General features: G+C 68.0%; 23 protein-coding genes. 12 read left to right on the top strand and 11 right to left on the bottom strand.

Annotation, left to right across the window (positions count from 1 at the left end; genetic code table 11):
• Nucleotides 1–192: 192 nt before the first annotated feature.
• Nucleotides 193–1,212: an oxidoreductase MexS gene (mexS, locus tag HMPREF3014_RS12625; RefSeq protein ID WP_003103552.1), complete on the bottom strand. Its 1,020-nt coding sequence runs from the start codon at nucleotides 1,210–1,212 to the stop codon at nucleotides 193–195.
• Between the two features lie 220 nt (nucleotides 1,213–1,432).
• Between mexS and mexT the strand changes: the two genes are divergently transcribed.
• From mexT to oprN, 4 genes are all read left to right on the top strand, one after another.
• Entirely contained in the window at nucleotides 1,433–2,347 is a 915-nt protein-coding gene (mexT, locus tag HMPREF3014_RS12630) for a multidrug efflux system transcriptional regulator MexT (protein WP_003089829.1), read from the top strand.
• 230 nt (nucleotides 2,348–2,577) lie between these two features.
• Entirely contained in the window at nucleotides 2,578–3,822 is a 1,245-nt protein-coding gene (mexE, locus tag HMPREF3014_RS12635) for a multidrug efflux RND transporter periplasmic adaptor subunit MexE (RefSeq protein WP_003103549.1), read from the top strand.
• Between the two features lie 21 nt (nucleotides 3,823–3,843).
• Complete coding sequence (gene mexF, locus HMPREF3014_RS12640) at nucleotides 3,844–7,032, top strand: multidrug efflux RND transporter permease subunit MexF (protein ID WP_003089834.1); 3,189 nt, start codon at nucleotides 3,844–3,846, stop codon at nucleotides 7,030–7,032.
• The gene (gene oprN / locus HMPREF3014_RS12645) at nucleotides 7,029–8,447 is read left to right on the top strand and encodes a multidrug efflux RND transporter outer membrane subunit OprN (RefSeq protein ID WP_003113303.1); all 1,419 of its coding nucleotides are present in this window, start codon (nucleotides 7,029–7,031) and stop codon (nucleotides 8,445–8,447) included. Before mexF ends, oprN begins: the two co-directional genes overlap by 4 nt.
• Nucleotides 8,448–8,601: 154 nt before the next feature.
• Here oprN and HMPREF3014_RS12650 read toward each other — a convergent pair whose 3' ends face one another.
• Complete coding sequence (locus HMPREF3014_RS12650) at nucleotides 8,602–9,117, bottom strand: DinB family protein (RefSeq protein WP_003089838.1); 516 nt, start codon at nucleotides 9,115–9,117, stop codon at nucleotides 8,602–8,604.
• A gap of 58 nt (nucleotides 9,118–9,175) precedes the next feature.
• Nucleotides 9,176–10,054: a LysR substrate-binding domain-containing protein gene (locus HMPREF3014_RS12655; protein ID WP_003116874.1), complete on the bottom strand. Its 879-nt coding sequence runs from the start codon at nucleotides 10,052–10,054 to the stop codon at nucleotides 9,176–9,178.
• A gap of 127 nt (nucleotides 10,055–10,181) precedes the next feature.
• On the opposite strand from HMPREF3014_RS12655, the gene HMPREF3014_RS12660 reads away from it, so the two are divergent.
• From HMPREF3014_RS12660 to HMPREF3014_RS12670, 3 genes are read left to right on the top strand one after another with little or no spacing between them, the layout of a single operon-like run.
• Nucleotides 10,182–10,814 carry an ankyrin repeat domain-containing protein gene (locus tag HMPREF3014_RS12660; protein ID WP_003109549.1) on the top strand — a complete coding sequence of 211 codons (633 nt, stop codon included), beginning with the start codon at nucleotides 10,182–10,184 and terminating at the stop codon, nucleotides 10,812–10,814.
• A gap of 17 nt (nucleotides 10,815–10,831) precedes the next feature.
• Nucleotides 10,832–11,287 carry a nucleoside deaminase gene (locus HMPREF3014_RS12665; RefSeq protein ID WP_003116873.1) on the top strand — a complete coding sequence of 152 codons (456 nt, stop codon included), beginning with the start codon at nucleotides 10,832–10,834 and terminating at the stop codon, nucleotides 11,285–11,287.
• Nucleotides 11,284–12,510: a CynX/NimT family MFS transporter gene (locus HMPREF3014_RS12670; RefSeq protein WP_009876530.1), complete on the top strand. Its 1,227-nt coding sequence runs from the start codon at nucleotides 11,284–11,286 to the stop codon at nucleotides 12,508–12,510. The genes HMPREF3014_RS12665 and HMPREF3014_RS12670 overlap by 4 nt, the downstream gene beginning before the upstream one ends.
• A 43-nt stretch (nucleotides 12,511–12,553) precedes the next feature.
• Here the strand turns inward: HMPREF3014_RS12670 and HMPREF3014_RS12675 are convergent, their stop codons facing one another.
• Both HMPREF3014_RS12675 and HMPREF3014_RS12680 read right to left on the bottom strand, forming a co-directional pair.
• Nucleotides 12,554–12,721, bottom strand: a complete 168-nt coding sequence (locus HMPREF3014_RS12675) for a hypothetical protein (RefSeq protein ID WP_003089849.1) — start codon at nucleotides 12,719–12,721, stop codon at nucleotides 12,554–12,556.
• Between the two features lie 103 nt (nucleotides 12,722–12,824).
• Nucleotides 12,825–14,165 carry a leucine-rich repeat-containing protein kinase family protein gene (locus HMPREF3014_RS12680; protein ID WP_003162904.1) on the bottom strand — a complete coding sequence of 447 codons (1,341 nt, stop codon included), beginning with the start codon at nucleotides 14,163–14,165 and terminating at the stop codon, nucleotides 12,825–12,827.
• 117 nt (nucleotides 14,166–14,282) lie between these two features.
• On the opposite strand from HMPREF3014_RS12680, the gene HMPREF3014_RS12685 reads away from it, so the two are divergent.
• Nucleotides 14,283–15,536, top strand: a complete 1,254-nt coding sequence (locus HMPREF3014_RS12685; RefSeq protein ID WP_003116870.1) for an SMI1/KNR4 family protein — start codon at nucleotides 14,283–14,285, stop codon at nucleotides 15,534–15,536.
• 3 nt (nucleotides 15,537–15,539) lie between these two features.
• On the opposite strand, the gene HMPREF3014_RS12690 is transcribed toward HMPREF3014_RS12685, so the two are convergent.
• Both HMPREF3014_RS12690 and HMPREF3014_RS12695 read right to left on the bottom strand, forming a co-directional pair.
• Nucleotides 15,540–16,157, bottom strand: a complete 618-nt coding sequence (locus HMPREF3014_RS12690; protein WP_003089860.1) for an immunity protein Imm33 domain-containing protein — start codon at nucleotides 16,155–16,157, stop codon at nucleotides 15,540–15,542.
• Between the two features lie 251 nt (nucleotides 16,158–16,408).
• Nucleotides 16,409–17,755, bottom strand: a complete 1,347-nt coding sequence (locus HMPREF3014_RS12695; protein WP_003109544.1) for an OprD family porin — start codon at nucleotides 17,753–17,755, stop codon at nucleotides 16,409–16,411.
• Between the two features lie 362 nt (nucleotides 17,756–18,117).
• Between HMPREF3014_RS12695 and HMPREF3014_RS12700 the strand changes: the two genes are divergently transcribed.
• Nucleotides 18,118–18,336 (top strand): hypothetical protein, encoded by a 219-nt coding sequence (locus tag HMPREF3014_RS12700; protein ID WP_003120082.1) that lies wholly within the window; start codon nucleotides 18,118–18,120, stop codon nucleotides 18,334–18,336.
• A 157-nt stretch (nucleotides 18,337–18,493) separates the two neighbouring features.
• Here the strand turns inward: HMPREF3014_RS12700 and catA are convergent, their stop codons facing one another.
• The 3 genes from catA to HMPREF3014_RS12715 are packed head-to-tail and all read right to left on the bottom strand — an operon-like array spanning nucleotide 18,494 to nucleotide 20,914.
• A complete protein-coding gene (catA, locus tag HMPREF3014_RS12705; RefSeq protein WP_003122649.1) occupies nucleotides 18,494–19,426 on the bottom strand; it encodes a catechol 1,2-dioxygenase in 933 nt (310 codons plus the stop codon).
• A 44-nt stretch (nucleotides 19,427–19,470) separates the two neighbouring features.
• A complete protein-coding gene (gene catC, locus HMPREF3014_RS12710; protein ID WP_023087458.1) occupies nucleotides 19,471–19,761 on the bottom strand; it encodes a muconolactone Delta-isomerase in 291 nt (96 codons plus the stop codon).
• A gap of 31 nt (nucleotides 19,762–19,792) precedes the next feature.
• Complete coding sequence (locus HMPREF3014_RS12715; RefSeq protein ID WP_017001921.1) at nucleotides 19,793–20,914, bottom strand: muconate cycloisomerase family protein; 1,122 nt, start codon at nucleotides 20,912–20,914, stop codon at nucleotides 19,793–19,795.
• Between the two features lie 161 nt (nucleotides 20,915–21,075).
• Between HMPREF3014_RS12715 and HMPREF3014_RS12720 the strand changes: the two genes are divergently transcribed.
• Nucleotides 21,076–21,948 (top strand): LysR family transcriptional regulator, encoded by an 873-nt coding sequence (locus tag HMPREF3014_RS12720; RefSeq protein ID WP_003116869.1) that lies wholly within the window; start codon nucleotides 21,076–21,078, stop codon nucleotides 21,946–21,948.
• A gap of 8 nt (nucleotides 21,949–21,956) precedes the next feature.
• On the opposite strand, the gene HMPREF3014_RS12725 is transcribed toward HMPREF3014_RS12720, so the two are convergent.
• Nucleotides 21,957–22,958 (bottom strand): AraC family transcriptional regulator, encoded by a 1,002-nt coding sequence (locus HMPREF3014_RS12725; protein ID WP_003113309.1) that lies wholly within the window; start codon nucleotides 22,956–22,958, stop codon nucleotides 21,957–21,959.
• A gap of 316 nt (nucleotides 22,959–23,274) precedes the next feature.
• Between HMPREF3014_RS12725 and antA the strand changes: the two genes are divergently transcribed.
• Nucleotides 23,275–24,669 (top strand): anthranilate 1,2-dioxygenase large subunit, encoded by a 1,395-nt coding sequence (gene antA / locus HMPREF3014_RS12730; protein WP_003113310.1) that lies wholly within the window; start codon nucleotides 23,275–23,277, stop codon nucleotides 24,667–24,669.
• The gene (antB, locus tag HMPREF3014_RS12735; RefSeq protein ID WP_023087457.1) at nucleotides 24,666–25,157 is read left to right on the top strand and encodes an anthranilate 1,2-dioxygenase small subunit; all 492 of its coding nucleotides are present in this window, start codon (nucleotides 24,666–24,668) and stop codon (nucleotides 25,155–25,157) included. Before antA ends, antB begins: the two co-directional genes overlap by 4 nt.
• The last annotated feature ends 7 nt before the right edge of the window (nucleotides 25,158–25,164 follow it).

The following is a 25,164-nucleotide window of genomic DNA, read 5'->3' on the forward strand; positions in this document are numbered from 1 at the left end:
CGCGCCTGCGACTGGCGGCCAGCCTCGGTCGCTTGGGGCTTCAAATGATCTGAAGCCGGATTACAGATATTTTCAAGAAGAGTCGAACTGTCCCTTTGCTCTCCTAACGCGCTGGCGACCAGAACCCAGAGACCTCTGTCCCCCACGAAAAAGCCCGGCTCGATGGCCGGGCTCTTTCGCTGCGGGTCGTCCTCAATCGGCGACGTGGATCACCACCCGGCCGCGCTTCGGACAGGTTTCCATGTAGCGGTGCGCCTCGACCACCTGGTCGAACTCGAATACCCGGTCGACCACCGGCTTGAGCAGGCGATCGCGGGTCAGTTGCTCGATGTGCGCGAGGGCCTTGCTCACCGACTCGTCGTTGCGTTCCAGGCCCATCTCCGGATGACCGGTGAAATCCATCAGGCAGTGGCGGTAGAACTGCAGGTGCTTCTTGAACGCAGCGCAGGCCGGGAACGCCGACTCGTTGCCGCCGTTGCAGCCATACAGCACCAGCTTGCCGCGGGTGGCGGAGACATCGCCGAGCAGGGTCATCTGCGGGCCGCCCAATTCGTCGAGGATGACATTGACGCCCTTGCCCTCGGTGAAGCGCTCGACTTCCAGGACCAGGTCCTGCTCGTCGGTCACCACCACCTTGTCGGCGCCCTGCTCGCGGAGGAACTCGCGCTCCTCGGCGGACTTGGTGGAAGCGATCACCCGCGCGCCGAGAGCCTTGGCCAACTGGATCGAGACCGGTCCGTACATGCGCGCCGCCTCGGTGATCAGCACGGTCTGCCCGGCCTTCAACCCGGCCAGGTCGACCAGGCCGAAATAGGCCACCAGCAGGCCGGTGTAGTAGACGCTGGCCTCCACCGGGGTGAGTACCTCGGGGTAGACCGCCAGGGCCGCGCGTGGCATCAGCACCACGTCGCCATAGGCCGGATAATGATCGGGGGTATGGGCGGGGAAACTGGCCACGCGGGAACCCAGCGGCAGGTCGCCGACGCCGGCGCCGACCGCCAGCACCTCGCCGGCCAGTTCGAAGCCGAGACCGGACGGCAGCGCAGCCTGCTCCGGGGCCAGGTTCTGACGCCAGAGCACATCCTTCCAGCTCACGCCGATCGCCTGGACACGCACCAGGACTTCCCCTGCGGCCGGCGCCGGGGTCGGCAGCTCTTCGCATTTGAGGACCTCTGGCGGGCCAAACTGATGAAAACGGATCACTCGGGACATCGCAAACCTCTGCAGTGCATCACGGGGTGAATAACCTCATGGGTTGTGACTGTATCCGCCCATGCCTGACAAAACCACCCGTCGTTATTGATAATGGCTATGCCTGTCAGTGATCCTATGCCCCTCCGGCACCTCGCCAGGCCCCGCCCCGTCTCGCACGCAAGGCTTGACGGCGAGCCCCCGCGGTTGCAGCCTCTAGCCCCTGGAAACGAGGAACGCCATGAACCGAAACGACCTGCGCCGCGTCGATCTGAACCTGCTGATCGTGTTCGAGACTCTGATGCACGAACGCAGCGTGACCCGCGCCGCAGAGAAACTGTTCCTCGGCCAGCCGGCCATCAGCGCCGCGCTGTCGCGCCTGCGCACGCTGTTCGACGACCCGCTGTTCGTCCGTACCGGACGCAGCATGGAGCCCACCGCGCGAGCCCAGGAAATCTTCGCCCACCTGTCGCCGGCGCTGGACTCCATCTCCACCGCCATGAGCCGCGCCAGCGAGTTCGATCCGGCGACCAGCACCGCGGTGTTCCGCATCGGCCTTTCCGACGACGTCGAGTTCGGCCTGTTGCCGCCCCTGCTCCGCCGCCTGCGCGCGGAGGCGCCGGGGATCGTCCTCGTCGTGCGCCGCGCCAACTATCTATTGATGCCGAACCTGCTGGCCTCGGGGGAGATCTCGGTGGGCGTCAGCTACACCGACGAACTGCCGGCCAACGCCAAGCGCAAGACCGTGCGCCGCAGCAAGCCGAAGATCCTCCGCGCCGACTCCGCGCCCGGCCAACTGACCCTCGACGACTACTGCGCGCGACCGCACGCGCTGGTGTCCTTCGCCGGCGACCTCAGCGGCTTCGTCGACGAGGAACTGGAGAAATTCGGCCGCAAGCGCAAGGTGGTCCTGGCGGTGCCGCAGTTCAACGGCCTCGGCACCCTCCTGGCCGGCACCGACATCATCGCCACCGTGCCCGACTACGCCGCCCAGGCGCTGATCGCCGCCGGCGGCCTACGCGCCGAGGACCCACCGTTCGAGACCCGGGCCTTCGAACTGTCGATGGCTTGGCGCGGCGCCCAGGACAACGATCCGGCCGAACGCTGGCTGCGCTCGCGGATCAGCATGTTCATCGGCGATCCGGACAGTCTCTGAGCCCTCCGGCAGCTACCCGCACGAGGCGTCGCAACGGGAAAATCGATCGCGCGCCGCGGGTGTGCGGCTTATTCCATCGAAAGCACTGTCCATAACCATCGACTGTTACAGAAAACGAAAAACCATGTATCACTGTTCGTGATAATCAAAATCTCGTCGTTCGATTAGTTCCCTGCCGGAGCAGCCCGCAGACTTCGCCAATCCCGAAAAACCGACTGGCGGAGTCAAGCATGGAACAGTCATCCCACTTCTCCTGGCGCTACCCCCTCGCACTCGCGGCCGTACTGGTCCTGAGCGCCTGCGGCAAGGCCCCGGAAACCACCCAAGGCATGGCGGCGCCCAAGGTCAGCGTCGCCGAAGTCATCGAACAACCGCTGAACGAGTGGGACGAATTCACCGGCCGCCTGGAGGCCCCGGAGTCGGTGGAGCTGCGCCCGCGGGTGTCGGGCTACATCGACCGCGTGGCCTTCCATGAAGGCGCACTGGTGAAGAAAGGCGACCTGCTGTTCCAGATCGACCCGCGCCCGTTCGAGGCCGAGGTCAAGCGCCTCGAAGCCCAGCTGCAACAGGCCCGCGCGGCCCAGGCGCGGAGCGTCAACGAAGCCCAGCGCGGCGAACGCCTGCGCGCCAGCAACGCGATCTCCGCGGAACTCGCCGACGCCCGCACCACCGCCGCCCAGGAAGCCAAGGCGGCGGTCGCCGCGACCCAGGCGCAACTGGACGCGGCGCGCCTGAACCTGAGCTTCACCCGGATCACCGCGCCGATCGACGGTCGCGTCAGCCGCGCCGAGGTCACCGCCGGCAACCTGGTCAACTCCGGGGAAACCCTGCTCACCACCCTGGTCAGCACCGACAAGGTCTACGCCTACTTCGACGCCGACGAACGCGTGTTCCTCAAGTACGTCGAGCTGGCCCGCCAGGCCGGTCGCGACACGCGCAGCGAGAGCCCGGTCTACCTCGGCCTGAGCAGCGAGGACGGCAACCCGCACCTGGGCCGGCTGGACTTCCTCGACAACCAGGTCAACCCGCGTACCGGCACCATCCGCGGCCGCGCCGTGTTCGACAACGCCAAGGGCGAGTTCACCCCGGGCCTCTACGTGCGCCTGAAGCTGGTCGGCAGCAAGACCTACGCCGCCACCCTGATCAAGGACGAAGCGGTCGGCACCGACCTGGGCAAGAAGTTCGTGCTGGTCCTGGATGGCGACAACAAGACCGTCTACCGCACCGTCGAGATGGGACCGAAGCTGGAGGGCCTGCGCATCGTCCGCAGCGGCCTGAGCAAGGGCGACCGGATCGTCGTGAATGGCCTGCAGCGGGTCCGCCCGGGCATGCAGGTGGATCCGCAGAAGGTCGAGATGGCCAGCGCCGACACCCTGGCCACCCTCGCGCGCCTGCGGCAGTCGGTCGGCGACAGCGAACCACCGAAGGTGGCGGCGTCCAAGGACAACGCCACTCGCAACGAGCCGCGCGGCTGAGCGCGGCGATAGGAAGAACCGATGAATTTCTCCCAATTCTTCATCCAGCGGCCGATCTTCGCCGCGGTGCTGTCGCTGCTGATCCTGATTGGCGGCGCCATCTCCCTGTTCCAGCTACCCATCAGCGAATACCCGGAAGTGGTGCCGCCGACCGTCGTGGTCCGCGCCAACTTCCCCGGCGCCAACCCGAAAGTCATCGGCGAGACCGTCGCCTCTCCCCTTGAACAGGCGATCACCGGGGTGGAGAACATGCTCTACATGTCCTCCCAGTCGACCTCCGACGGCAAGCTGACCCTGACCATCACCTTCGCCCTCGGCACCGACCTGGACAACGCCCAGGTGCAGGTGCAGAACCGCGTCACCCGGACCGAGCCGAAGCTCCCGGAAGAAGTGACCCGGCTCGGCATCACCGTCGACAAGGCCTCGCCCGACCTGACCATGGTCGTGCACCTGACCTCGCCGGATAACCGCTACGACATGCTCTACCTGTCGAACTACGCGGTGCTCAACGTGAAGGACGAACTGGCCCGCCTCGACGGCGTCGGCGACGTCCAGTTGTTCGGCCTCGGTGACTATTCGCTGCGCGTCTGGCTGGATCCGAACAAGGTCGCCTCGCGCAACCTCACCGCCACCGACGTGGTCAACGCCATCCGCGAGCAGAACCGCCAGGTCGCCGCCGGCACCCTGGGCGCGCCGCCGGCGCCGAGCGACACCAGCTTCCAGTTGTCGATCAACACCCAGGGTCGCCTGGTCACCGAGGAAGAGTTCGAGAACATCATCATCCGCGCCGGCGCCAACGGCGAGATCACCCGTCTGCGCGACATCGCCCGGGTCGAGCTGGGCTCCAACCAGTACGCCCTGCGTTCGCTGCTGAACAACAAGCCGGCGGTGGCGATCCCGATCTTCCAGCGTCCCGGCTCGAACGCCATCGAGATCTCCAACCTGGTGCGGGAGAAGATGGCCGAGCTGAAGCACAGCTTCCCGCAGGGCATGGACTACTCCATCGTCTACGACCCGACCATCTTCGTCCGCGGCTCCATCGAGGCGGTGGTGCACACCCTGTTCGAAGCCCTGGTGCTGGTGGTGCTGGTGGTGATCCTGTTCCTGCAGACCTGGCGCGCCTCGATCATCCCGCTGGCCGCGGTGCCGGTGTCGCTGATCGGCACCTTCGCGGTGATGCACATGCTCGGCTTCTCGCTCAACGCGCTGTCGCTGTTCGGCCTGGTGCTGGCCATCGGCATCGTGGTGGACGACGCCATCGTGGTGGTGGAGAACGTCGAGCGCAACATCGGCCTCGGCCTCAAGCCGGTGGAAGCCACCAAGCGTGCCATGCGCGAAGTGACCGGGCCGATCATCGCCACGGCGCTGGTGCTCTGCGCGGTGTTCATCCCGACCGCGTTCATCTCCGGCCTCACCGGGCAGTTCTACCGCCAGTTCGCCCTGACCATCGCGATCTCCACGGTGATCTCGGCGTTCAACTCGCTGACCCTGTCGCCAGCGCTGGCGGCGGTCCTGCTCAAGGGCCACCACGAGCCGAAGGACCGCTTCTCGGTGTTCCTCGACAAGCTCCTCGGCAGTTGGCTGTTCCGTCCGTTCAACCGTTTCTTCGACCGCGCCAGCCATGGCTACGTCGGCACGGTGAACCGGGTCCTGCGCGGCAGCTCGATCGCCCTGCTGGTCTACGGCGGGCTGATGGTGCTGACCTACTTCGGCTTCTCCAGCACGCCGACCGGTTTCGTCCCGCAGCAGGACAAGCAGTACCTGGTGGCCTTCGCCCAGTTGCCCGACGCGGCCAGCCTGGACCGTACCGAGGCGGTGATCAAGCAGATGTCCGAGATCGCCCTGGCGCAGCCCGGCGTGGCGGACTCGGTGGCCTTCCCCGGCCTGTCGATCAACGGCTTCACCAACAGCCCGAACAGCGGCATCGTGTTCACCCCGCTGAAGCCGTTCGACGAGCGCAAGGACCCGAGCCAGTCGGCCGGTGCCATCGCCGCCGCGCTGAACGCCAAGTACGCCGACATCCAGGACGCCTACATCGCGATCTTCCCGCCGCCGCCGGTACAGGGGCTGGGGACCATCGGCGGCTTCCGCCTGCAGATCGAGGACCGTGGCAACCAGGGCTACGAGGAGCTGTTCAAGCAGACCCAGAACATCATCACCAAGGCCCGTGCGCTGCCTGAGCTGGAACCCAGCTCGGTGTTCTCCAGCTACCAGGTCAACGTGCCGCAGATCGACGCCGACATCGACCGCGAGAAGGCCAAGACCCACGGCGTGGCGATCAGCGACATCTTCGACACCCTGCAGGTCTACCTCGGCTCGCTGTACGCGAACGACTTCAACCGCTTCGGCCGTACCTATCAGGTCAACGTCCAGGCCGAGCAGCAGTTCCGCCTCGAACCCGAGCAGATCGGCCAGCTGAAGGTGCGCAACAACCTCGGCGAGATGGTCCCGCTGGCGTCCTTCATCAAGGTCAGCGACACCTCCGGTCCGGACCGTGTGATGCACTACAACGGCTTCATCACCGCCGAACTCAACGGCGCCCCGGCCGCGGGCTACAGCTCCGGCCAGGCGCAGGCGGCGATCGAGAAGCTGCTGAAGGAGGAACTGCCCAACGGCATGACCTACGAGTGGACCGAGCTGACCTACCAGCAGATCCTCGCCGGCAATACCGCGCTGTTCGTCTTCCCGCTCTGCGTGCTGCTGGCCTTCCTCGTGCTGGCCGCCCAGTACGAGAGCTGGAGCCTGCCGCTGGCGGTGATCCTGATCGTGCCGATGACCCTGCTGTCGGCGATCACCGGGGTGATCCTGGCCGGCAGCGACAACAACATCTTTACCCAGATCGGCCTGATCGTTCTGGTGGGGCTGGCGTGCAAGAACGCGATCCTGATCGTCGAGTTCGCCAAGGACAAGCAGGAGGAAGGCATGGACCGCGTCGCCGCGGTGCTGGAAGCCTGCCGCCTGCGCCTGCGGCCGATCCTGATGACGTCCATCGCCTTCATCATGGGCGTGGTGCCGCTGGTGATCTCCACCGGCGCCGGCGCCGAGATGCGCCATGCGATGGGCGTGGCGGTGTTCTCCGGGATGATCGGGGTGACCTTCTTCGGCCTGCTGCTGACGCCGGTGTTCTACGTCCTCATCCGCCGCTTCGTGGAGAACCGCGAAGCGCGCCGCGCCGCCAACGACAAAGGCCTGCCAGAGGTGCATGCATGATTCACGCGCAGTCGATCCGGAGCGGGCTCGCGTCCGCCCTGGGTCTGTTCAGTCTGCTGGCGCTCAGCGCCTGCACGGTGGGTCCGGACTACCGGACCCCCGACACCGCGGCGGCGAAGATCGACGCCACGGCGAGCAAGCCCTACGACCGCAGCCGCTTCGAAAGCCTGTGGTGGAAACAGTTCGACGATCCGACCCTGAACCAGTTGGTCGAACAGTCGCTGAGCGGCAACCGCGACCTGCGCGTGGCCTTCGCCCGCCTGCGCGCCGCCCGCGCCCTGCGCGACGACGTGGCCAACGATCGCTTCCCGGTGGTCACCAGCCGCGCCAGCGCCGACATCGGCAAGGGCCAGCAACCGGGAGTGACCGAGGACCGGGTCAACAGCGAGCGCTACGACCTTGGCCTGGATAGCGCCTGGGAGCTTGACCTGTTCGGGCGCATCCGCCGTCAGCTGGAGTCCAGCGACGCCCTCAGCGAAGCAGCCGAGGCCGACCTGCAGCAACTGCAGGTCAGCCTGATCGCCGAGCTGGTGGACGCCTACGGCCAGCTGCGCGGCGCGCAACTGCGCGAGAAGATTGCCCTGAGCAACCTGGAGAACCAGAAGGAGTCGCGCCAGCTCACCGAGCAACTGCGCGACGCCGGGGTCGGTGCCGAACTCGACGTACTGCGCGCCGATGCGCGCCTGGCGGCCACCGCCGCCAGCGTGCCGCAACTGCAGGCGGAAGCCGAGCGCGCCAGGCACCGTATCGCCACCCTCCTCGGCCAACGGCCGGAAGAGTTGACAGTGGACCTTTCGCCGCGCGACCTGCCGGCGATCACCAAGGCCCTGCCGATCGGCGATCCCGGCGAACTGCTGCGCCGCCGGCCGGACATCCGCGCCGCCGAACGGCGCCTGGCCGCCAGCACCGCCGACGTCGGCGTGGCCACCGCCGACCTGTTCCCGCGGGTCAGCCTCAGCGGCTTCCTCGGCTTCACCGCCGGGCGGGGCTCGCAGATCGGCTCAAGCGCCGCCCGCGCCTGGAGCGTCGGCCCGAGCATCAGTTGGGCCGCCTTCGACCTCGGCAGCGTGCGTGCCCGCCTGCGAGGCGCCAAGGCCGACGCCGACGCCGCGCTGGCCAGCTACGAACAGCAGGTGCTGCTGGCCCTGGAAGAATCGGCGAATGCCTTCAGCGACTATGGCAAGCGCCAGGAGCGCCTGGTCTCGCTGGTCCGCCAGTCGGAAGCCAGCCGCGCCGCCGCGCAACAGGCGGCGATCCGCTACCGCGAAGGCACCACCGATTTCCTGGTGCTGCTGGACGCCGAACGCGAGCAACTCTCCGCCGAAGATGCCCAGGCCCAGGCCGAGGTCGAGCTGTACCGCGGCATCGTGGCGATCTACCGCTCCCTCGGCGGTGGCTGGCAACCCAGCGCCTGAACCGGCTATCCCCCGGCCGATGGAAATCGGCCACTCCAGCCCCGCGATTGCAGCTCCTGGTCGCGGGGCTTTTTTATGCGCAGCGCGGGGGCTCGGTCGAGCCCCACGTCGTTTCTCGGCGATGGCGTAGAGGCTCGGCGGCCATTGCCGCGGGCTATTCCCGCCGCTCCGGCTGCGCGGAGTGGATATACAGGGTGTAGGTATCCGCCGGCCGGGGCGCGCCCGCCAGGTCGAGGGCATGACCGATGGCGCCGCGATGGTAGGTGCCATGGTTGACGATATGGAAGAGGATCTCCTGGCGCGTCATGCCGCCGTCGCGGCCATCGGCGAAGCGGAAGCGCAGCCATTCGCCGCGACGCTCCAGCGGCAGCTCGGCGACATAGCCGGCGAACCAGGCGGCCGAATCTTCCAGCCGGCGACGCAGGACGTCGTAGCCAGGCACCACCTCGCTGTTGGTCTGTTGGTGGGGCGCCGGCTCGCCCAGCAGGCGCGCCCTGAACAGTTCCTCGACGATCGCCATGTGATTGAGCTGTTGCAAGGCGAAGGCCAGCGAGGCCGGGAACGCCTCGGCGTCGATCCGGGCGATGGCATCGAGGGTGCGGCGGTCGGACCAGGCCTTGTAATTGAAGGACTCGACCAGCAGGTCGACTTGCAGGGTGGGTCGGGACATGTGGCGGGCTTCCGTGTCCATTCGCTGAGGGAGCCGGATCATAGCCCGGAGACAGCGCTCAGCGCTCGCCCTGCAACCCTTCCAGGCGTGCATCGCAGAGGTCGCGCAGGCGGTCGCGGAGGGTGCGCCCGGCGCTGTCCAGCTCGGGCCGCGCGTAGAGCGCCAGCTCCAGGCCAGCGATGGGCGGGAAGCCGGACTGCGCGCCAAGCAGGCGATGCTCGGGCCCGACGCAGCCCAGCGGCAGCAGGCTGACCCCCAGTCCGGCGCCGACCGCGGCCACCAGGCTGGCCAGGCTGGCGCTGGAATAGCCGATGCGCCAGCGACGCCCGATGCTCTCCAGGGCATGGATCATCTCCTGGCGATACAGCGCGCCGACCGGGAACACCACCAGCGGCACCGGCTCCTCCGGCGAACCCTCGCCGAACGGCCGCGCGGCGCTGCCGAACCAGCCCAGCGGCTCGGCCCAGCGTGCATGGCAGTCGCTGTCGGCCCCCCACTGCTTGACCAGCAGCAGGTCCAGCTCGCCGCTGCGATAGAGGCGCAGCAGGTGATGGCTGAGACCGCTCTCGACCTCCAGGCGCAGTCGCGGACGCTCTTCGGTGAAGCGCGTCAGCACCGGCATCAGCACTTCACCGGCGAGGTCTTCCGGCACGCCGAGGCGCAGCACGCCGTCGCCATGGGCCGGGCTGAGGGCCTCGCTGGCCTCGTCCGAGAGCCGCAGCAGGCGCCGCGCGTAGCCAAGCAGACGCTCGCCTTCCTCGGTCGGCAAAACCTGCCGCTGGCTGCGGTCGAGCAGGCGGCAACCGAGGTTCTGTTCGAGGCGGATGACCTGCTGGCTGACGGTGGACTGGGTCAGGTGCAGGTGTTCGCCGGCGCGGGTGAAGTTGCCGGTGTCGACAACGCTGACGAAGGTACGGAGCAGGACCAGATCGAGCATGCACACTCCCACTGAAAGGCATTACATCATTTAATTTCAGCATACATGACATCGACGCCATACTTTTCGCCAACGCCTATCGGAGCCCATCGACATGTCCCTGGCCAATCTATGCAGGAGCGGAGCCATGCTGGTCTGCGCAGCATTCAGCGGAGGCGCCGGCGCGAGCGACGCCGGAGCATTGCTCGAAGCCGCGCGTCGCGGCGATACCGCGCAGGTCGCCAGCCTGCTCGAACGCAAGGTCGAGGTCGACGCGCCCAGCGCCGACGGTAGCACCCCGCTGCTGCTGGCCACCGCCAACGACCACCTGGCGGTGGCGCGCCAGTTGATCGAGGCCGGCGCCGACGTCAACCGGCAGAACAGCCGGCTCGACAGCCCGTATCTGCTGGCCGGCGCCGAGGGCCGCCTGGAAATCCTGCGCCTGACCCTGCTCCACGGCGCCGACCTGAAGAGTACCAACCGCTATGGCGGCACCGCGCTGATCCCGGCCTGCGAACGCGGCCATGTGGAAGTGGTGAAGACGCTGCTGCAAGCCGGGGTCGATCCCAACCATGTCAACAAGCTCGGCTGGACCGGGCTGCTCGAGGCGATCCTGCTGAGTGACGGTGGTCCGCGCCACCAGGAGATCGTGCGCCTGCTGATCGACGCCGGCGCCGACGTCAACCTGGCCGATGCCGACGGCGTCAGCCCGCTGGCCCACGCCCGCCAGCGCGGCCAGGGCGGGATCGAGCGGCTGCTGCTGGCCGCCGGCGCCCAATGAAAGCGAAGGAGAAAGACATGTCCGATGAAATCTTCATGCGCGAGGCCATCGCCCTCGCCCGCGCCAACGTCGAGGCCGGCGGCCGCCCGTTCGGCGCCGTGCTGGTGCGCGACGGGCGGGTCCTGGCCCGCGGCGTCAACCAGATCCACGAGACCCACGATCCCAGCGCCCACGCCGAACTGCAGGCGATCCGCCAGGCCAGTCAGGCGCTCGGCAGCCCGCGTCTGGACGGTTGTGTGATCTACGCCAGCGGCCATCCCTGCCCGATGTGTCTGGCCGCCATGCATCTCTGCGGCATCCAGGCGGCCTGGTTCGCCTATTCCAACGAGGACGGCGAAGCGTTCGGCCTGTCCACGGCCACGCTCTACGCCGAGATGGCGCGCCCGCCACAGCGGCAAAGCCTGCCGCTACGCGCCCTGCGTCCTGCCGGCGAAGAGGGTCTGTACCGGCAATGGCGGCAACGCCAGGCATGAGCGCGCGAATCCCTTCCGGCGGCCAGGCCGCCAGCGGCGTCGGCGCGGCGGAGGTCAGTTGGGTCGGCCTGCTGGTGATCTTCTGCCTCGGCATCAACCTGCGACCGATCCTCACCGGCATCGGCCCGCTGCTCGAGGAAATCACCGCCGGCACCGGTCTCGGCTTCCAGGGCGCGTCGCTGCTGACGGTGTTGCCGGTGCTCTGCATGGGCCTGGTGGCGCTGTTCCTGCCCTGGCTCGGGCGCTGGCTGGCCGAGCACCGCGGCATCGTCTGCGGACTGCTGGCCATCGCCGCGGCCTGCCTCTGGCGCCTGGAACTGGATAGCGGGCTGGCGCTGATCGCCAGCGCCGCGCTGGCCGGCAGCGGCGTGGCGATCATCCAGGCGCTGGTACCGGGCGTGGTCAAGCGCTGGTTCCCGAGGCGGGTCCCGGCGGCGATGGGCCTCTACTCGGCCTCGCTGATGGCCGGCGGCGGAACCGCGGCGGTGCTCAGCCCGCGGATCGCCGAACACTTCTCCAACTGGCAGGCCGGCCTCGGCGCCTGGGCCGTACCGGCCCTGCTGGCGCTGCTGCTGTGGATGTTCGCGCGGCCAAGGGAGGTGCTGCCGAGCGCTGGCGAGGGGCCGGTCCGGCACTTCTTCGGCAATCGCCGTGGCTGGCTGCTGGCGGTGTATTTCGGGCTGATCAACGGCGGCTACACCAGCATGGTGGCCTGGTTGCCGGTGTACTACCGCCAGCTCGGCTGGAGCGCCCAGGACAGCGGCGGGCTGGTCGGGATCATGACCATCTTCCAGGTGCTCGCCGCGCTCAGCGTGCCGCTGCTGATTCGCCGCCGCCTCGACCGCCGGCCCTGGCTGCTGGCCGCGCTGCTGGTCCAGCTCGGCGGCTTCTGCGGCCTGCTGCTGATGCCGCTGCAGCACGCGGCGCTGTGGGTGGCGTTGATCGGCTACGGCCTGGGCGCCTGCTTCGCCCTCAGCCTGACCCTGACCCTCGACCACCTCCACGAGCCGCGTGCGGCGGGAAGCCTGGCGGCCTTCGTGCAAGGCATCGGCTTCATCATCACCGGCATCGTGCCCTACCTGACCGGCTGGCTGCGCGACGTCACCGGCAGCTTCCAGGCCTCCTGGCTGCTGCTCGCGGCGAGCGTGGTGGCGATGTTGCTGGTGACCCTGCGCTTCGCCCCGTCCGGCTATGCCCGGGCCATGGGCGAGACGCGCGACTGAGCGGCGGACCTCCGCGCCCGCCATTGCAGGCGCGGGTGGCGCTTCAGTAATGGGTGGCGATATAGATGCGGTAGCTGATGATGGCCAGCATGCAGATCACCCCGACCCACATGAGGAACAGGCCGAACGGCGTGTCGCGCTTGGTGAAACCCGTGCCGATGAAGAGCATGCCCAGCACGATGATTGCGAAAGTGACGCCGTAGGAATCCATGTTTACCCTCGTTGGCCGCGTTCCTGACATACTTGTCAGTCTAGCTCCAAGCCCGCTAGAACTACGTTGATATTTATCAGCCTGCGGTCAATTTCGGACAAATTCATCGAACTTGAGGAAACGCCTGGCTGCGAGCGGCAAGGTCGCGCAAGATCGCCTGGATCTCGCCGAAGTCCGGCCGCTCGCTCACCCGTGGCAGCGCGCAACGTCGCTGCAACTCGACCAGCGCCGCACGTAGCGAGGCCTGCCCCGGCGGCGCCTCGCTGCGCTCGAGCAACTCTTCCAGCAGGCAGGCGAAGGCACGTACTTCCAGGCGCCGCAGGGCGCCGGCGAGCACGGCGTCGTCCGGGAGAAAGGACGCGGCGCCGAAATCGCCCAGCAGGCAGGCGCCATCCTCGCGCCAGAGGATGTTATGCGCATAGAAGTCGCCATGGCTGATGCCGCGTCCATGCAGATGGGCCATCAACGCGGCGAGCGAGGCCGCCAGGCGCAGCGCCGTGGCCAGCTCGAAGCGCAGTCCCGGCGGATAGACGTCGCGGGTACAGGACTCCAGGCTCGGCGGCCCCGCCAGGTTGCGATAGGCGTCGTCGAGCAGCTCCAGCACCAGCCCGTCGCGCCCTTGCGGATGCCCGGCGAGCTGGCCGAGCACCTCGATCAATTGCGCATGGCGCCCCGCCGCCAGGCAGGCGGCCATCTCGCTGGCGGGGGTGCCATCGCTGGTCACTTCGCCCTTGAACAGCTTCAGCGCCACCGTGCGCGTCGAGCCGTCCGGCTGGTGCCAGCCGGCGCGATGGATGACCCCGGAGGCTCCTTCGCCGATCAAACCGTCCAGGCTCAGCTCGCTCCAGTCCAGCGCAGCGATGCCGCTGTCGGCCAGCGCCGGCAGACGGCACAACGGGTTGCCGGCGTAGGCCAGCCAGGCCAGGCGCGGCAGCGTCGCCAGCCAGGCCGGCAGGCGCTGGAAACGGTTGGCGGCGATCCGCAGCAGTTCCAGGCCTTCGCAAGCGGCCATGCTCTCGGGCAAGGCCTCCAGGCGGTTGCCGGCCAGCATCAGCTTCTGCAACGGCCGGCGACCCAGTTCCTCGGGCAGCGTGGCAATCCGGTTGTCGGTGAGGATCAGCCAGCGCAGCGCTGGCGGCAGGGCCGCGGCCGGCACCCGCTCGATGCGGTTGGACTTGAAGCCGACCATGCTCAGCGCCGGACAGTCCCCCACCGCCGCCGGCAATTCGGCGAAGTCGTTGGCGGAACAGAACAGCACCTTGAGACGATGCAGCCGCCCGAGGTCGTCCGGCAGGCTGTCCAGGGCGTTGCCGCTGAGGTTGAGCACCTCCAGGGAGTCGGCCAGCTCGAAGATTTCCCGGGGGAACTCGCGCAGGCCGCAGGACAGGTCCAGGCGCGTGGCGCCGGCCAGTTCGCCGCTGCGCAGTTGCTGCAAGGTGTGCATGGTTCGACGGACTCCGGCCAGGGCGGATGGAAAGCCGCGCATGATAGCCAAGGCGTTGCGGAACGCGCACCCTCGCCGTGCTAGAGTGGCCGCCCCGAATCGACAGGACCACAGAGAATGGAACTCTCCCCCGCCGAACGCCAACTCCTGCTGGCCCATCGCCTGGCCGTGTTCGACGGCTGCGTGGTGTACGACGCCCAACCGCCGGTGTCCGCCGAACACGTCCAGCGTCTTGCCGAAGGCCTGGCCGGACCGATTCCAGAAGACCTGCTACGCCTCTGGCGCACCTGTTTCGGCGGGCGCCTCGGCTATGACCTGGAAGTCGACTACGACGGCCACCGCCACCCGTTCTCTTTCAGCGAACTGTTCTATCCGGACAGCGACGGCTACCACGACCTCTGGGGCTGGATCGAACACGAGCGCGAGCTGGCGGCGGAAGCCGCGGCAGAAGAAGGCCGCGACTGGAACGGCAAGCTGGCCTACCTGCCGTTCGGTGGCTTCGAGTACCTGGAGCGCCTCTACGTCTGCGTCGAACCCGGCCCCGAGCATGGCGCGGTAATCGCCTGGAGCCACGGCCTGCCGCCGGCCTGGGCCGGACGCCTGCACCAGGATTCGGTGACGCGCCTGGCCGACGATGTCGGCGGGCTGTTCCGCCTGTTGTCCTTCGAACAGGATCCGTTCGATGCCGAGAACGCCTGCGGCGTGGCCGACGAGCTACTGGAAGCGCTGGACGCCCTGGAGGCCGCTGGGGAGCCCGGCAAGGCGCTGAAGGGCCGCCTGGAAGTCCTGCTGCGCCAGCGCATCCTCGACTGGCGGCCGGCCCTCGCCGACGGCAGCCTGGCCGCCGAGCCAAGGCTGCGTCAACTGGCCCTGGCCGAAGCTGCGCAAGACGGCGACATCGACCTGCTGCAACGCCTGCGCGATGCCGGCTGCGACTTCGCCGAAACCTTGCGCGGACGCGGCGGTGTGCTGGAGGCCTGCCTCGCCCGCGGGCGCCTGGAGGCCGCCAGATGGCTGCTCGACCAGGGCGTCGCGGTGCACCAGGACAGCCTGCAGATTGGCGCCGCGCACCTCGATGCGGTCCTGGCCGAACGCCTGTTGCGGCTCGGCGCGATCTCCGACCCGAATACGGTGCTCCTCGCCCTGCAATACGGCGACGCCGACGCCGCGCGGATCATGGCGCGACCGCTGCTGGAGGAGTCGCCGGCGAGGGCCAGCGCCCTGCGTCTGGCCCTCGCCAGCCGCGCCGAGCGCGAGCGCAGCGACGCCAGGCGGGTCAGGTCGGGAAAGATGGGCAGCAACCGCAGTCCCGACGACTACCTGGCCCTGGCCGAGCGCCTGGAGCGCTTCCTCGCCGAGCTGCCAGGCTGAGGCTCAACCCTCCGGTCCCTGCACCTCGATGAAGGAACCGTCGGCCAGCCGCTCGAACGCCCGTCCCGGCGGCGCGTCGAGCAGCGGCAGGATGCTGTCGTCGGCGTTCAGCACCGAGCCCAGGCTGACGTAGGCGGTGGTCCCGGCGGTATTCATGTAGTCGTCCGACTCGTCGCCGGCCATCAGTCGCCAGCCGCTGTCGTTTTCCTCTTCCGGCGCCTCGCGGTAGAGGTAGCCGACCGCCTTCCCCTCGTCTATCACCCGGCGCGTCACGAAGCAGCGCCGGGCATAGCGCGAGATCGGCGTTTCCCGCGGGTCGTGCTCGGTGTTGATGATGTGCCGCGCCTCGAAGACGATGCGCTCGCCCAGCGACAGGTCGCGGATGTATTGCGGATAGTTGTCCAGGCGGCCGCTGAAGGCGCCATCCGCCTCGATGCCCTCGACCGTCACCCAGAGCCGCTCGGCGCGCGGCGCATCGGGGTTGTCGGTATCGAAGGCGAAGATCAGCTTGACGCTTTCCCCGGCGGCGACCCGGTCGATGGTCTCCGCGTCCGGTTTGTAGAAGGTGTAGGGATGGCGGACAGCGATCGCACTGGCGTCCACCAAGGTCCACGAGGCCATGTCGACTCCCGCTTGGCTGGCTACGCGGCGCCCGTAGCCTGGGCTGCCACGGGCACGCCGGTGCCCGGGCGGCATGGGTGGAATGGCGTGGCCGAGGTTCGGGTCGCGGCGCCCACCGGCAGGTCGAAGCCATGCCCGGCCAGGAACCGCCCTTCGGCCCGCCTACCCAGAGGAAAGTAGCAGCGCCGCCGCGCAGCCGCCAGCAACGGGCTGTCGCAGAGCGCCGCCCCGGACGGGGCGGCGGCGCGCCTTCAGAGGACTTGCAGCGGGTATTCGACGATCAGGCGGACTTCGTCGAGGTCCGACTCGAAGCTATCGGAGCGCACGGTGGCCTGGCGCACGCGGAACGCCAGGTCCTTGGCCGCGCCACCCTGCACCACGTACTTGACCTCCACGTCGCGTTCCCAGCGGCCCTGGTTGGTCAGCGGGTTGCCGTTGGCGTCGGTGCGCATGTAGACGCTGTTGGCATTCGAATAATCGGCGTCCCAGCCCTTGCCATAGCGGGTCATGAAGCTCAGCCCCGGCACGCCGAAGGCGGCCATGTCGAGGTCGTAGCGGAGCATCAGCGAGCGTTCCTTGGGCGAGTTGAAGTCGCTGTACTGGATCGAGTTGTCCAGGTAGATGGAGTCGGTCTGGCGCAGGTAGTCGAAGTCGTCGTCGCCGTTGTTGCGCTGGTACGACAGCAGCACCTGGTGCGGACCGTAGGCGAAGCCGCCGCGCACGCTCCAGATGTCGTTGTCGAGTTCGCCCATCACCTGCCTGCCCTGGTCCTTGACCTTGTAGTAGTTGGCGCCGCCGAGCAGGGACAGCTTGTCGTCCAGCGGATAGTTGAAGCTGGTGCCGGCGTAGTACTGGTCCCAGGCGTCCTTCTGGCGGCTGCCGTAGAGGCTGACGCTCCAGTGCTCGGTGGCCTGGTAGTCGCCGCCGGCGTAGGCGACCCACGGCGAGTCGATGCGCCGGCCGGTGTAGAAGCTGTAGAAGTCGTCGCTGCCGCTGGTGCTGTTCGGCTGGGTCATCGAGTTCAGCTTGCCGGCCTGCAGGGTCAGGCCCTTCGCCAGGCTGTCGTTGACCAGGGTGAAGCCACGGAAGCTGGAGGGGAACAGCCGGCTGTTGCCGTACTGGATCACCGGGGTTTCCGGGAACACGTCGCCGACCCGCAGCACGGTGCCGTACCAGCGCAGCTTGACCGCGCCGCCGGCTCGCGAATAGTCGTCCTGCGGCCGCCCCTGGTCGTCATAGGGCAGCAGGTCGACGCTACCGCCGGCGCCGGAACGCCCGCCGCCGCTGTCCAGGCGCACGCCGAGCTGGGCGAAGGCGTCGATGCCGACGCCCAGCGTGCCCTGGGTGAAGCCCGAGGAAAAGTTGGCCATGAAGCCCTGCACCCACTCCTCGGTGTAGCCGCCGCCCGCCGGGCTCGATTGGCCCTTGCGGAAGTCGCGGTTGAAGTAGAAGTTGCGCAGCAGCAGGTTGACCTCGCTGCCCTCGATGAAACCTTCCTTGCTCCGCTCGGCGTTCTCCTCGGCGACGGCCGAGGCCATCAGTCCGGCGCCCAGCAGCAGTGGAAGCGTCCACAGTCGTTTCTTTCCATCCCCTTGCATGGCGATTGCTCCAGATCGGTTCATGTCTGTTTTTCTTCTGCGGCCATGCCTTGCGGCGCTGGCTGTGCGTGAACTTCTGGTCGATCGCGCCCCCGCGCAGTCCTGCCGCAACCGGCATTGACCGTGGGGCTGATTCTGGAACCGGGGAAATGACGCAGACATGAGGCGGGGATTACTTTTCCGCAATCTTAACTCGCACTTAATGCGCTTCGCGCAGACTCCTCCGCCATGCAACGGAGCATCGCCGAAGTTATCGGAAACGTAATTTTCCACTCACCCTCGGGTAATCCGTCCGCTCTTACTCTTTGCTCAAACGGGACGAATACCTCGCCCCGGCGACGAGCCAACCCGAGAGGTTTGCCATGAAGATCATCCCGATGCTGCTGGCCGCCCTGCTGGCGACCGGCGCCGCCACTACCCAGGCCCAGGACGGCAGCGAACGCTCCTGGCAGTACAACGCCGAATTCCGCGCCGCGCAGAAAGAACTGCGCGAAAAGCGCCTGCAGAAGCAACAACTGGAAGCGCAAGCGCAGAAGACCGACCGCAGCAAATGCGCCGAGCGCAAGAACGGCAACGGCTGAGCAGCCTTTCACCGAGCAATACACTTGTCCTTTTTGGGTTGCTCCTTTGGACAAGTCCTGAGGCGCCAGTCATGGCGCCTTTTTTTATCCGCCGTCGCGCCTGGCGGAAGAAGGCGGCATGGTCGCCAGCGACCAGCCGCCCTCCCCGTTTCCCGCCTTACTCCTGCAATGCCCGCGGCCGCTGGCTGCGGCGCTCGGCGGCGGGCGCCGGGCTGGACTGGAGCTGGAAGTCGAAATCCAGTTCGGCGAAGCGTCCGCCCTCCACGCCGCGGTCGCGGGCCGCGGCGGGGTCGTCGTTGAAGCGCAGGTCGCCGATCAGCCCATCGCGGGTGGCATAGGCGAAGTCGTCCCACAGGTAGCGGTCGCCCGCCAGGTTGATCTGGGTGGTCAGGTGGCGATGGCCGGGCGCCGAGACGAAGAAGTGAATGTGCGCCGGCCGCTGGCCGTGGCGGCCGAGGCGGTCGAGCAGTTCCTGGGTCGGGCCGTCGCTCGGGCAACCGTAGCCGGACGGCACGATGCTGCGCGCACGGTAGCGGCCGTCGGCGTCGGTGCGGATGCGCCGGCGCAGGTTGTATTCGGACTGGCTGCTGTCGAAGTAGGAATAGGTGCCTTGGGTATTGGCGTGCCAGACATCGACGATGGCCCCGGCCAGCGGCTGGCCATCGGGACCGCTGACGCGGCCCTGGAGGAACATCACGGTGCCGGCGTCGCGGCCGTCGTCCATCCGTGCCTCGCCGTCGCTCAGCGGCGCGCCGGCGACGTACAGCGGCCCTTCGATGGTGCGCGGCGTGCCGCCGGTGAGGCCGGCCTCGGCGTCCTGGGCGTCGAGCAGCAGGTCCAGGTAATGCTCCAGGCCCAGCCCGGCGGCCAGCAGGCCGGCCTCCTGGCGGCTGCCCAGGCGGTTCAGGTAGTCCACCGCTTTCCAGAATTCGTCGGGCGTGACCTGCATTTCTTCGATCAGCTTCGCCGTGTCGTCGAGGATGCGCCGCACCAGGGCCTTGGTGCGCGGATCGCCGCGTTCGTTGAGCTGGCCGCTGGCCTCTTCGAAGAAGCGCTGGACATCGGCAGTCTGGGAAATCTTCACGGTCATGGCGTTTGCCTCTGCTTGTTGTTGTCGGGCGTGGGAAGGGAATCTCAGCGGTCGTCGGCATGGATCGACGAGGGATGCCGGCAAAGCCCGTCGATCTCGATGTCCATGTAGGGAAACAGCGGCAGCCGGGTCAGGGTGTCGTGCAGCGCCTCGACGCTGGGCAGGTCGAACAGGCTGTAGTTGGCGTAGTGCCCGGCGATCCGCCAGAGGTGCCGCCAGCTGCCCCCGCGCTGGAGGCGCTGGGCCATTTCCTTCTCCTCGGCCTTGAGCCGCTCGGCCTGTTGCGGGTCCATGTCGACGGGCAACTTCACGGTCATCTTCACGTGGAACAGCATCGGTCGTTTCTCCTCTGTCTGCGGGACGGCTTCAGCGCCGGCGGAAGCGCGCCAGGCGCTCCTCGTCGAGCGCCAGGCCGAGACCCGGCGCACGCGGCACGTGCAAGTTGAAATCCTGGTAGCGCGGCGACTCGAGGAGGATGTCCTCGGTCAGCAGCAACGGGCCGAACAGTTCGCTGTGCCAGGCCAGGCGGTCGAGGGTGACGAAGGCGTGGGCGGCGGCCAGGGTGCCGATGCCGCCCTCGAGCATGGTCCCGCCGTACAGGCCGATCCCGGCCGCCTCGGCGATCGCCGCGCTACGCAGCACCGCGCGCGGTCCGCCGTTCTTGGCGATCTTCAGGGCGAACACCGGGGCGGCGCCCTCGCGAGCCAGGTGGAAGGCATCCTCGACGCTCTCGATGGCCTCGTCGGCCATGATCGGCGCGCCGCCGCGGCTGCTCAGGCGCGCCAGGCCGACGCGGTTGTGGCGGGCGATGGGCTGTTCGATCAGGGCGATGCCGTTGTCGCCGAGCGTCGCGCAGGCACGCTGGGCAACGCCTTCGTCCCAGGCCTGGTTGACGTCCACCCGCACGCTGGCGCGCTCGCCGAGGGCGCGCTTGATGGCGATCGCGTGGGCCACGTCGGCATCCACCTCACCGGCGCCGATCTTCAGCTTGAAGTGCCGGTGGCGGCGCAGGTCGAGCATCCGCCCGGCTTCCTCGATGTCGCGGCCGGTGTCGCCGCTGGCCAGGGTCCAGGCCACCTCCAGGCTGTCGTGCAGGCGGCCGCCGAGCAGTTCGCTGACGGCCAGGCCGAGGCGCTTGCCATGGGCGTCGAGCAAGGCGGTCTCGACCGCCGAGCGGGCGAAGGTGTTGCCCCTGATGTGTCGGTCCAGGCGCTGCATCGCGGCATTCACGTTGTCCGCCGGCTGGCCCAGCAGCAACGGGGCGAAATGCGCGTCGAGATTGCTCTTGATGCTCTCCGGGCTCTCGCTGCCGTAGGCCAGGCCACCGATGGTGGTGGCTTCGCCGAGGCCCTCGATGCCATCGCTGCAACGCAGGCGGAGGATCACCAGGGTCTGCCGGTTCATGGTGTGCATGGCCAGCTTGTGCGGGCGGATGGTCGGCAGGTCGACGATGATCGACTCGAGGCTTTGGATCACGGCTTGGCTCATTCTCGGGGGTCCACCAGGGTTGCGGTCGGGTTTTCGACGGTTCGCCGCTCAAGGCTCGCTCGATACCGAGCGGGTTTCGCCGTTGTCTCAACCAAGCATCCATCGCCTTCTTCACTGGGGTCCAATATCATCTTCCTCTCGAACCATACCCTGGAGGTATCATGGAGCTTCGTCACCTGCGCTACTTCCAGGCGCTGGCCCGGACCCTCAACTTCACCCGCGCCGCCGAGCAGTTGCACATCGCCCAGCCACCGCTGAGCCGGCAGATCCAGCAACTCGAGGAAATGCTCGGGGTGGCCCTGCTGGAGCGCGGCCGGCCGCTGCGCCTGACCGAAGCCGGGCGCTTCTTCCACGAACAGAGCGCGACGCTCCTGGACCAACTGGAAAGCATCTGCGACAGCACCCGGCGGATCGGCCAGGGCCAGCGCCAGTGGTTCGGCATCGGCTTCGTGCCCTCGGCGCTGTATGGCGTGCTGCCGGAGCTGATCCGCCACCTGCGCGGCGACCCGGAGCTGGAGCTGGGCCTGCTGGAGATGACCACCCTGCAACAGGTCGAGGCGCTGAAGAGCGGGCGTATCGACATCGGTTTCGGACGCATCCGCATCGACGACCCGGCGATCCGCCAGAGCGTGCTCAGCGAAGAGCCGCTGGTCGCCGCCCTGCCCGCCGGGCACACGTTGCTCGGCCAGCCGCTGAGCCTGGAGCGCCTGTCGCGCGAGCCGTTCGTGCTCTACCCCGGCCAGCCGCGGCCGAGCTACGCCGACCACGTGCTGGCGCTGTTCGCCACCCACGGCCTGAGCCTGCGCGTGACGCAATGGGCCAACGAGATGCAGACCGCCATCGGCCTGGTCGCCGCCGGACTCGGCGCGACCCTGGTGCCGGCCTCGGTGCAGTTGCAGCACCGCGACGACGTCGCCTACCAGGCCCTGGCCGACGCCTCCCTGACCTCGCCGATCATCGTCAGCCGGCGCCAGGGCGACGGCTCCCCGCACCTGCGGCGCTGCCTGGCGCTGATCGGCCGCGAGGACGCCTGAACGCCCTCTCAGGAGCGCCGCGCAGCGCGGCGCTGGGTCATGCTCGGGGTTTCCTCGAAGCGCTTGCGGTAGTCCACGGAGAAGCGTCCGAGGTGGCTGAAGCCCCAGCCCAGGGCGATCGTCGAGATGCTGCGGGCGCCGCCGCTGGCGAGGATCTCCTCGCGCACCGCGGCGAGCCGGTAGTGCTTCAGGTAGCTCATCGGCGACACCCCGAAGTAGCGACGGAAGCCCTCGAACAGCTTGAACCGCGAGACCCCGGCGGCGCGTTCCACGTCCTCCAGGCTCAGGGTCTCGCGGGCGTTGGCCTGGAGAAACTCGCGGGCGCGCAGCAGGTAGTGCGGCGGGCGCCCGCCAAGGCCCTGCTGCAGGGCCTCGCTGTAGTTGTTCGGCTGGGCCAGGATCAGTCCCTTGATCAGCGCGCGTTCCAGGTCGCTGCTGAAAAACGCCTGGGCGTAGAGTTCGCTGCGCGCCATCTCCTCGCTGATGTGCCGCACGGTGCGCCACCAGGACGCGGAGGCGCCATCCAGGGCATCCATCTCCGGATCGAAGCGCAAGGGCGTATCGATCGGCCGCTGCAACATCTCCTCCAGGACCTTGCGCATCGCCGTGCGGCCGATCACCACCTGCAACTTGCGGCAGTCCCCGGCGATGCTCAGCTCCTGGCGCTCGTTGGGCGCGATGATCACCCCGCGGCGGACGTCGGAGAGCAGGCGCAGCCCGCCCCGACACAGCTCCTGCTCGCCGCTGAGCGGCAGGCTCAGGCTGTAGGCGTTGAACGCCGCGGCATCCTCGACGGTGATGGTGACGTCGGTGCCGTAGCCGATGTAGCCGAGGGTGGTGCACATCGACTTCAGCACGTTGCCGTGGTGCTGGAACTGCACCAGTCCCGGGCTCGCCGCTTCGAGCCGGTGCGGCCCGCAGACCTTCGACATCCAGGAACGGGCGGCGGCCAGGTCCAGGTGGTCGGCATGGAGATCGCCACGATCGGCGACGGGATGGGTCCTCATCATGGTTCGGCACTCGACACGGCAAGGCTGGGGGTGCGCTCTGCTGGCGCTCTGTTTTCAGCAAAATGCAAGGCATATGCCGGCGCAAGGCCGGCTCCCCGCATCCTCCACTATCCGGATAGCGTTCGCCGACTTTCCGGACAAAGCGTCCGCCGCAAGCGCCGCTCGAACCTCGGCCGAGCCCTCCGCGAGCCCCCCGGCCGCTCCTCGGCGGCTGCGGATTTTCGGGATGCGCATCGTCGACTAAGCGGATAGCCCGCCCCCGCTCGCGGCCGTTGAATGGGTCACCCATAACGACAACGCACAAGGGTGAGAACGCATGAACGCTACCCGCAGAAGCCTCGAACAGTGGCGCGACTATGTCGGCGGCTGCCTCGACTTCCGTCCCGAGGAAGGCATCTTCCGCATCGCCCGGGACATGTTCACCGAACCGGAGCTGTTCGACCTGGAGATGGAGCTGATCTTCGAAAAGAACTGGATCTACGCCTGCCACGAAAGCGAACTGGCCAGGCCCCACGACTTCGTCACCCTGCGCGCCGGACGCCAGCCGCTGATCGTCACCCGCGACGGCAACGGCCAGTTGCACGCGCTGGTCAACGCCTGCCAGCATCGCGGCGCGACCCTGGTGCGGGTCGGCAAGGGCAACCAGTCGACCTTCACCTGTCCGTTCCATGCCTGGTGCTACAAGAACGACGGCCGGCTGGTGAAGGTCAAGGCGCCGGGCGAATACCCGGAAGGCTTCGACAAGGCCACCCGTGGCCTGAAGAAAGCGCGCATCCAGAGCTACAGGGGCTTCGTCTTCGTCAGCCTGGACGTCGCCGGCGAGGACGACCTGGTGGACTTCCTCGGCGACGCCCGGGTGTTCCTCGACATGCTGGTGGCGCAGTCTCCCAGCGGCGAGCTGGAAGTGTTGCCCGGCACCTCCACCTACACCTACGAAGGCAACTGGAAGCTGCAGAACGAGAATGGCCTGGACGGCTATCACGTCAGCACAGTGCACTACAACTACGTAGCCACCGTGCAGCACCGCCAGCAGGTCGAGGCCGAGCGCGGCGGCGTGGCCGCCACCCTCGACTACAGCAAGCTCGGCGCCGGCGACGCGGCCACCGACGACGGCTGGTTCTCCTTCGCCAACGGCCACAGCGTGCTCTTCAGCGAGATGCCCAACCCCGCCGTACGCCCCGGCTACGCCAGCGTGATGCCGCGGCTGGTGGCGGAATACGGCCAGGCCCGCGCCGAGTGGATGATGCATCGCCTGCGCAACCTCAATCTCTACCCCAGCCTGTTCGTCATCGACCAGATCAGCTCGCAGCTGCGCATCGTCCGCCCGCTGGCCTGGAACCGTACCGAGATCGTCAGCCAGTGCATCGGCGTCAAGGGCGAGTCGGACGCCGACCGGGAGAACCGGATCCGCCAGTTCGAGGACTTCTTCAACGTCTCCGGGATGGGCACGCCCGACGACCTGGTGGAGTTCCGCGAAGCCCAGCGTGGCTTCCAAGCCCGCCTGGAGCGCTGGAGCGACATCTCCCGCGGCCACGGCAAGTGGCTCGAAGGCGCGACGCCGAACAGCCAGGCGCTGGGTATCGCGCCGCTGCTGACCGGCACCGAGATCACCCACGAAGGCCTCTACGTCAACCAGCACGCGCATTGGCGGCGCTTCCTCCTCGACGGCCTGGAGCGCCTGGCCCTGCGCGCGAAGGAGGTGACCCCATGAACGCCGGACTGCAGTACCGCGTCGAACAGTTCCTCTACCGCCACGCCGAACTCTGCGATGCCCAGGACTGGGACGGCTACCTCGCGCAGTTCGACGAACAGTGCGAGTTCCACCTGCCGCAGTGGGAGTCCGAGCACCGCTACACCCGCGATCCGAAGCGCGAGATGTCGCTGATCTACTACCCCAGCCGTGCCGGCCTGGAAGACCGGGTGTTCCGTATCCGCACCGGCAAGGCCGCGTCCACCGTGCCGATGCCGCGCACCCTGCACCAGATCGGCAACGTGCGCATCGCCGAGGAAGGCGAAGGCCTGCTGCGAGTGCGGGTCAACTGGCAGACCCTGTTCCAGCGCCTGGACCAGACCGGCAGCTTCTTCGGCCATACCACCTACCGCCTGAAACCCCATGGCGAGACCTGGCTGATCGCGCGCAAGCACATCGTCCTGCTCAACGACCGGATCGACTCGGTCCTCGACTTCTACCACCTCTGAACGGCGG

Source organism: Pseudomonas sp. HMSC065H01, assembly GCF_001815235.1.
GTDB lineage: Bacteria > Pseudomonadota > Gammaproteobacteria > Pseudomonadales > Pseudomonadaceae > Pseudomonas > Pseudomonas aeruginosa.

What these genes read in the sequence shown, in the direction of transcription:
- mexS (WP_003103552.1), bottom strand. Translation starts at nt 1,212, where the DNA reads ATGTCCCGAGTGATCCGTTTTCATCAGTTTGGCCCGCCAGAGGTCCTC.
- mexT (WP_003089829.1), top strand. Translation starts at nt 1,433, where the DNA reads ATGAACCGAAACGACCTGCGCCGCGTCGATCTGAACCTGCTGATCGTG.
- mexE (WP_003103549.1), top strand. Translation starts at nt 2,578, where the DNA reads ATGGAACAGTCATCCCACTTCTCCTGGCGCTACCCCCTCGCACTCGCG.
- mexF (WP_003089834.1), top strand. Translation starts at nt 3,844, where the DNA reads ATGAATTTCTCCCAATTCTTCATCCAGCGGCCGATCTTCGCCGCGGTG.
- oprN (WP_003113303.1), top strand. Translation starts at nt 7,029, where the DNA reads ATGATTCACGCGCAGTCGATCCGGAGCGGGCTCGCGTCCGCCCTGGGT.
- HMPREF3014_RS12650 (WP_003089838.1), bottom strand. Translation starts at nt 9,117, where the DNA reads ATGTCCCGACCCACCCTGCAAGTCGACCTGCTGGTCGAGTCCTTCAAT.
- HMPREF3014_RS12655 (WP_003116874.1), bottom strand. Translation starts at nt 10,054, where the DNA reads ATGCTCGATCTGGTCCTGCTCCGTACCTTCGTCAGCGTTGTCGACACC.
- HMPREF3014_RS12660 (WP_003109549.1), top strand. Translation starts at nt 10,182, where the DNA reads ATGCTGGTCTGCGCAGCATTCAGCGGAGGCGCCGGCGCGAGCGACGCC.
- HMPREF3014_RS12665 (WP_003116873.1), top strand. Translation starts at nt 10,832, where the DNA reads ATGTCCGATGAAATCTTCATGCGCGAGGCCATCGCCCTCGCCCGCGCC.
- HMPREF3014_RS12670 (WP_009876530.1), top strand. Translation starts at nt 11,284, where the DNA reads ATGAGCGCGCGAATCCCTTCCGGCGGCCAGGCCGCCAGCGGCGTCGGC.
- HMPREF3014_RS12675 (WP_003089849.1), bottom strand. Translation starts at nt 12,721, where the DNA reads ATGGATTCCTACGGCGTCACTTTCGCAATCATCGTGCTGGGCATGCTC.
- HMPREF3014_RS12680 (WP_003162904.1), bottom strand. Translation starts at nt 14,165, where the DNA reads ATGCACACCTTGCAGCAACTGCGCAGCGGCGAACTGGCCGGCGCCACG.
- HMPREF3014_RS12685 (WP_003116870.1), top strand. Translation starts at nt 14,283, where the DNA reads ATGGAACTCTCCCCCGCCGAACGCCAACTCCTGCTGGCCCATCGCCTG.
- HMPREF3014_RS12690 (WP_003089860.1), bottom strand. Translation starts at nt 16,157, where the DNA reads ATGGCCTCGTGGACCTTGGTGGACGCCAGTGCGATCGCTGTCCGCCAT.
- HMPREF3014_RS12695 (WP_003109544.1), bottom strand. Translation starts at nt 17,755, where the DNA reads ATGCAAGGGGATGGAAAGAAACGACTGTGGACGCTTCCACTGCTGCTG.
- HMPREF3014_RS12700 (WP_003120082.1), top strand. Translation starts at nt 18,118, where the DNA reads ATGAAGATCATCCCGATGCTGCTGGCCGCCCTGCTGGCGACCGGCGCC.
- catA (WP_003122649.1), bottom strand. Translation starts at nt 19,426, where the DNA reads ATGACCGTGAAGATTTCCCAGACTGCCGATGTCCAGCGCTTCTTCGAA.
- catC (WP_023087458.1), bottom strand. Translation starts at nt 19,761, where the DNA reads ATGCTGTTCCACGTGAAGATGACCGTGAAGTTGCCCGTCGACATGGAC.
- HMPREF3014_RS12715 (WP_017001921.1), bottom strand. Translation starts at nt 20,914, where the DNA reads ATGAGCCAAGCCGTGATCCAAAGCCTCGAGTCGATCATCGTCGACCTG.
- HMPREF3014_RS12720 (WP_003116869.1), top strand. Translation starts at nt 21,076, where the DNA reads ATGGAGCTTCGTCACCTGCGCTACTTCCAGGCGCTGGCCCGGACCCTC.
- HMPREF3014_RS12725 (WP_003113309.1), bottom strand. Translation starts at nt 22,958, where the DNA reads ATGATGAGGACCCATCCCGTCGCCGATCGTGGCGATCTCCATGCCGAC.
- antA (WP_003113310.1), top strand. Translation starts at nt 23,275, where the DNA reads ATGAACGCTACCCGCAGAAGCCTCGAACAGTGGCGCGACTATGTCGGC.
- antB (WP_023087457.1), top strand. Translation starts at nt 24,666, where the DNA reads ATGAACGCCGGACTGCAGTACCGCGTCGAACAGTTCCTCTACCGCCAC.